The sequence below is a fragment of the Microcoleus sp. AT3-D2 genome (assembly GCF_036705715.1).
In the GTDB taxonomy this organism is placed as follows: Bacteria; Cyanobacteriota; Cyanobacteriia; order Cyanobacteriales; family Microcoleaceae; genus Microcoleus.
The window spans coordinates 1-6,410 of record NZ_JAUBVE010000029.1 but is presented as its reverse complement, the minus strand read 5'-3'; the positions used below and the strand labels follow the sequence as shown (position 1 = coordinate 6,410).

Genomic DNA, 6,410 nt, shown 5'->3' with positions numbered 1-6,410 from the left:
CCCTCAACAACAGGCACATTCAGGACTTTACCGTGCAGGGTTTTGTAATTGTCAATTACTGCGAACGGTGGATTATTTGTGACATTAATATTTGCTAAAATGGCTGGTGAAGTAGCAGCCCCGTCACGGACAGTGTAAGTAAAACTATCGGGTCCAGAAAATCCAGGATTGGGAGTATAAGTAAACGAACCATCAGTATTAAATCCGAGAGTGCCATTGTTGGGATTTGTGACTTTAGTTGCCGTCAATACATCACCGTCCGAGTCGATGTCGTTGGCTAAAACTCCCTCAACAACAGGCACATTCAGGACTTTACCGTGCAGGGTTTTGTAATTGTCAATTACTGCGAACGGTGGATTATTGGTTATGTTAATCACAAATGTCTGGTTTGCCGAAGTATCGACGCCACCGTTAGCTATACCGCCACTGTCTCTGAGGTTTAGAGTGATATTGGCTGTGCCACTTGCACCCGCCGCCGACGTAAAAGTCAGTTGTCCTAAAGAGTCGATCGCGGGTTGTACGCTGAATAAAGCAGTATTGTCATTCCCCACCACTTGAAAACTAACAGTTTGAGCCGATTCGTTGGCGGGGCCTGGGGAAATACCTGTGGCCCATCCGGGGATGATTTGGGGGCCTGCGTTGTGGCTGGCGATGGGATCGACCCCTTTAATAAACGAGGGTACGTCGTTAACAGGATTGACGGTAATTGTAGCCGTCTCGCTTTCGCTGCTAAACGGCGATGTGCTGCCGTTTACCGACACGTTTACTCCCGTTATGCCGCTAGCAATGTTATCGGTTGTATCCCACACCCCGAAAGTTAGACTGGGCGACGTTCCAAAGTAATCTTGATTCGGTACGAAACGAACCCTCGGTTCTGCTGTTTTGACTGCTACGTTTTTTAATTCAAAACTGGCAGATGCAGAGGTAGTGTCATCCCCAATAAACAGAAAATTGGGAGTTTTATAGGGGTTAATCGGGCCCGCAAAGCTAGTATAGTTTCGCAGGGGACGGTTGTTGAGAATCGCAGTGCCGTCGCGAAACAGCGTGAAGTTATCGCCTAAAACTGCGAGTTCATAACTGGCTAGTTGGGTGGTGTTGCCAAACCAGCGATCGGGAGAAGTATTGGCAATATCATGAGTAAAAAGTGGGCCCGCATCGGCATTTCCATCTTTTTGAACCCAAATTTCGTTGTCCCAAAAACCAATTTCTACCCCTTTTTGACCGTCGGAACTAATAGCTACCAGGCTGAAACCGGCGCGATCTGAAAGAGTGTCTCCGTTTTTGTCGCTGTCGGCAAAGGTGTGACTCTCGCTGTTAATTTTGACATCAAAACGAATGTTGTAACCTAAAGTGCGATCGAGAACTGGCACCGCCGCCTTTTTAGGACTAAAAGTAACACTTGTTAAAGTTGGAGGAAAACCGCTAAAGACAGGGACAGGGGTGTGAGTGCTGTAACCTGCATAAATACTTTGATTCGCAAGGCTGTTGAGGGTAGTCGAACCACCATTTAAAGTTTGAGTAGCAACAACACCACCCAAAGGATTAGCCTGATTAACATTTCCTAAAGCCATCCAAGGTTGGCTCGCAGGTGGAGTTCCCAATTGACCTGCGTACAGAGATGTCGAGCCGAGTAGCGTGGCGTTAGTATTAGAAACAGCACCAAAAGGCCTCCAAGAATTGCCGCCGTTGACGGAGTATTCCCAAGTGCCATTGCTGTTGTCTGCGCCAGTTACAGCAATACCTTGAGGGTCACTATTAATATCAGTAACTAAACCACTGATTAAGGCAGAAATTGGTGTACCCGTGTTGCTTGCTGCTGGGATATCTTCATTAATAGCTGTCAGTGTTGGGAAACCGGAATTGTTTAAAACTGGTGCAGCGTAGTGACTACCTAAATCGCCTACTGTATTTTGGGAAAATCCTTGCCATTGCACGATCGGATCGAAGGTATCATTAGGATTTGGATCGCCATCGGTGACATTTCGAGTGCGGCGCAGGGTGTTGTCTTCCGTACTGATAAGTCCAGTTCCCCACTGTGTACCGGGCTCGAATCCAATTTGACCGATCGAGTCTACAACTTGACCTCCTGTTCCCCCTTTTCGCAGTACAATTGCATCGTTGCCGTTGTACCAGCCAAATTGATTTGTATCAGTTTGATCAGCTTGGGCAAGCATAGCTGCAAGAGTGCTATTAGTTACAGCGTCGCCATTATTCAGTGCGAAAACATAAACATCGCCAACAGCTACCGTTCCCGTTAAAGGAAAGGTTTGTGTGGGAACACTGTTGCCATTAAAATATGTTTGTACAACATAATTTCCTGTTAATAAGTTTATTGGTGCTGTAGTACCGTTGTATATTTCTAAAGCTTTATTATTGCCGCTACCTTCTACGTACTCGGAGAAAAATACATCTAATGACGACATGATTGAAGAAAAAGTTATGTATAAATAATTTTACTCTTTCATTATCTGTGTGTCAAGTGATCTTTTTCAGCAAATTATAAAATTGATAAAACTGATACTTTTTAGCGAGCGAGGTTTGGCAATCCTTATAAACTGCCCCACTTAAGATTGACTGCCTAACAGTTCTTCTGCTACTAATCCTTTCTGAATTGCGAGAACAGCAGCTTGAGTGCGATCGCGCACTTCTAACTTTTGCAAAATCGCGTGTACGTGAACCCGCACAGTCCCCGGAGCAATGTACAATATTTGAGCAATTTCTTGATTGCTTTTCCCCCCCGCAACTAAAGCCAAAATTTCCTGTTCTCGCTTCGTCAGCGGATTCTCTAAAAGTTCCGATTTCAACCCATTTTTCAAAGGTTCGGGATTAGCAAAAACCGCCCTAATTTCCGCAGTCGCGGCTTGATCCCACCAAGAAGCGCCCGCCGCTACCGATCGAATTGCCAGAACCAAAGTTTCCGCCGCAATTCCTTTTAGACAATAGCCCTGAGCACCCGCACCAATCAATCTTTCAATTAAGGATTTTTGCGAATGAGAAGTTAAGATTAAAACGGGAATAGCTGGATGTCGCTGTTTAATTTGGCGGCACGCTTCAATACCTCCAATTCCCGGCAAACCGACATCGAGAACTACCACATCTGGCAAGTGTTCCTGAGTCAATTCTACTGCCGTTTCGCCATCTTCGGCTTCAGCAATTACTTGCAAGCAAGTTTCTTGCTGCAACCGCGTTTGCAGCCCCAACCTAAACAGTTCGTCGTCTTCAACCAAGAGAATTCGCAAGGGATAAACTGGTTTCATTTCTCTGGGATAGCAGGGAGTCGGAATCCAAACAAAGCGCCGTGTGGCAATTTATTTTCTGCCCAAATTATACCGCCGTGGGCGTCAATAATTTGGCGAGATAAGTATAACCCCAATCCCGATCCTTTGGCTTGTCGATCGCTGTGTCCTTGATAAAAACGCTAGAACAAGTGGGGCAGTTCATCGGCGGTGATTCCCAACCCGCTATCGATAACTTTCACCACCTGATAACTCGCATAAGATTCCATAACAATTTCTACTTTGCCACCGCGAGGAGAATGGTTAATGCCGTTTGTTAGCAAATTAACAAAAACGCGCAGGAGTTGCACCGCATCGCCATTTACCCACAAAGAGCGGCGGAAATCTGACTCCCCGTAACTCATATTAATGTAAACCCGGCGCGCCGCCGACAAATGGATGAGTGTTGCGATTACTTCTTCTGCCAAAGCTACTAAATTTACGGGCGCAAGTTGCAGTTTTAAACCTTCGGCATCATTCCGGTAAACATCCAGCAGCGTTTCTACTAATTGTAGTGACATTTTGTGCGATCGCGCCATTGTTTCGAGAACTTTTTGCTGACTGGCGGTGACATTCCCAAATTTTGCTGACTGAAAAGCTTTAATTGTTTCGATCGCCCCCAGCATCGGGGTTTTCAAGTCGTGACTCAAAGTAGAGACAAAATCTTCTCGGATGCTTGCTAGCTGCTGCTGCGACTGCAACTCAGCTTTAGCGATCACGATCGCTTCTTGGTACTGCTGGTTGCGATCGCTTAAATATCCCGTCACCCCTAAAGCCATGACTGCGATCGATCTATTTGCAACTGTCGCTAGGGCGATCGCTTCTCCAGGAGGAAAAAACAAATTTAACAGCGTCAAAGCTGCCGCTACTAGCGTAATTTGTAACTTACCCAACCGACTCAATCGCGAATTTGCCAGTAAAATCGGGCCCGTATACAAATACCCAAACAGATACTCCGAGGGCGTAGTAAATTCCAGCAGTACAACGATCGCAAATAAAATTGCGATCGACCACATCCCCCGCAAATACTTCTCTTGAGTTGCCAGGTTGTCTGTGATTTTCAATAAGCTGTTTAACATCCTTTATCCATCCATTTTATATTTTATATTTACACTCTACTCTATGCCTTATTCCTGCGGTTTTTATTCGCCAAAATTTGTCTCCTGTGACGCAACACCAGCGTTTAGATAACATCTATATCTGCAAGCATACATACTGCTACATATTTAAACATTTGTCTGTCCGTAAAAATATATAGCAGCTAAGCATAACAGGTAAACGGCAACTTATATCTGCGGGCTGATTATCAAAAATCCTAGCGGCAAGTATATTGATTTTTAAAAGCAGATTGCACTTTTAAGGAAGTATTGGCTCAGTTATGCTTGAAGGATTAATTCAAATCGCATTAACGCTAATCATTGTAGTAGTGATCGCCCCTATTTTTAGTAATTACATGGCGCGGGTGTACATGGGAGAACCAACCATTCTCGACCCCGCTATTAAACCTCTAGAACAACTCATCTATAAAACCACCAATATCCGGTCTATAGATTCGATGACAGGTTGGCAATATGCCCGATCGCTATTTTACAGCAATGCAGCAATGGGCATATTTGTGTTTTTAATTTTCATGCTTCAGGGAGTACTGCCTTTAAATCCCACCAGCCTAAGTGCCCCAACCTGGGATACTGCGCTGCACACAACTATTTCATTCCTCACAAATACCGACCAACAGCATTACTCCGGCGAGACAACATTCAGTTATCTATCCCAGTTAACTCTGGGTTTTTTAATGTTTACCTCAGCCGCCACGGGTTTAGCAGTAGGAATTGCCTTTATCCGGGGATTAACCGGTCGCCCGCTGGGCAACTTTTACATCGATTTAATTCAATCAATCACCCGCATTCTGCTGCCCCTTTCTTTGGTAATAGGCTTATTTTTGCTAATGTCAGGAGTCCCGGAAACCCTCGCCGAACCCGCCGTTGCCCGTACCTTAGAAGGCGGCACGCAAGTAATATCTCGCGGCCCAGTAGCTCACTTTGAAAGCATCAAACAACTGGGAGAAAATGGCGGCGGATTTTTTGCCATGAACTCGGCTCACCCCTTAGAAAATCCTACCCCTTTTACCAACCTGCTGGAAACACTAGCAATGGTTTCTATACCAGCAGCTATGATTCATACCTACGGCAGATTTGCCAACAACAAAAAGCAGGGATGGCTGATTTTTTGGATGGTGTTTGCCATCTATGTAATTTTGATTGGTATTGCAGCGTTTGGCGAGTACGGCGGCAACCCTCAAATTAATAATTTACTGGGCGCGCAACAACCAAATTTAGAAGGCAAAGAAGTTAGATTTGGCTGGGCCGAGACTGCACTGTGGGCGGTGACTACGACTGGCACAATGTGCGGCGCTGTCAACGGAATGCACGATTCTTTAATGCCTCCCGGTGGTTTTGCTACTCTGTTTAATTTGTTTCTGCAAATCGTTTGGGGCGGACAGGGAACGGGAACGGCTTACTTATTTATTTACTCAATTTTGAGCGTGTTTCTCACCGGATTAATGGTGGGGAGAACGCCGGAGTTTTTGGGACGCAAAATTGAAAAACGGGAAATTGTTTTAGCCAGCGTTGTTTTGTTAATTCACCCGATCGCAGTTTTAATCCCCGGTGCCATTTCCCTCGCCCTTACCGACAGTTTGAGCGGCATCAGCAACCCGGGATTTCATGGCATTTCCCAGGTGATGTACGAATACGCTTCGGCGGCGGCTAACAACGGTTCGGGCTTGGAAGGATTAGCCGACTCTCAACCCGCCCCGACAGGAGTTTGGTGGAATTTAAGCACCTGTTTTAGCTTGCTGTTGGGGCGCTACGTTCCAATTATTGCCCTGCTGCTTTTAGCTGACAGCATGACGAACAAACAACTGGTTACCGAAACAACGGGCACTCTCAGAACCGATTCAGTTTTGTTCACCACCGTAACCGCAGGAGTAATCTTAATTCTAGGCGCCCTGACATTTTTCCCAGTTCTAGCTTTAGGACCAATTGCCGAAGGATATGAAATGGGAGCATCCCGGTTTTGCAAAAGCCTCAAATAGCCAAGAGGTCGTTGAGGTAAGCACAACGAAGTTTTAGCATT

General features: G+C 45.6%; 3 protein-coding genes and 1 pseudogene. 1 reads left to right on the top strand and 3 read right to left on the bottom strand.

What is annotated here, in order from left to right:
* The 3 genes and pseudogenes from QUB44_RS14550 to QUB44_RS14540 form a co-directional block, all read right to left on the bottom strand.
* Nucleotides 1–2,423 (bottom strand): choice-of-anchor Y domain-containing protein (locus QUB44_RS14550; RefSeq protein ID WP_333368527.1); only part of this gene is annotated, 2,423 nt, incomplete at its 3' end.
* Between the two features lie 141 nt (nucleotides 2,424–2,564).
* Complete coding sequence (locus QUB44_RS14545; protein WP_333368524.1) at nucleotides 2,565–3,257, bottom strand: response regulator transcription factor; 693 nt, start codon at nucleotides 3,255–3,257, stop codon at nucleotides 2,565–2,567.
* Nucleotides 3,254–4,054, bottom strand: a pseudogene (locus QUB44_RS14540) (sensor histidine kinase). Before QUB44_RS14540 ends, QUB44_RS14545 begins: the two are co-directional and overlap by 4 nt.
* Nucleotides 4,055–4,653: 599 nt before the next feature.
* Between QUB44_RS14540 and kdpA the strand changes: the two are divergent.
* The gene (kdpA, locus tag QUB44_RS14535; RefSeq protein WP_333368521.1) at nucleotides 4,654–6,369 is read left to right on the top strand and encodes a potassium-transporting ATPase subunit KdpA; all 1,716 of its coding nucleotides are present in this window, start codon (nucleotides 4,654–4,656) and stop codon (nucleotides 6,367–6,369) included.
* The last annotated feature ends 41 nt before the right edge of the window (nucleotides 6,370–6,410 follow it).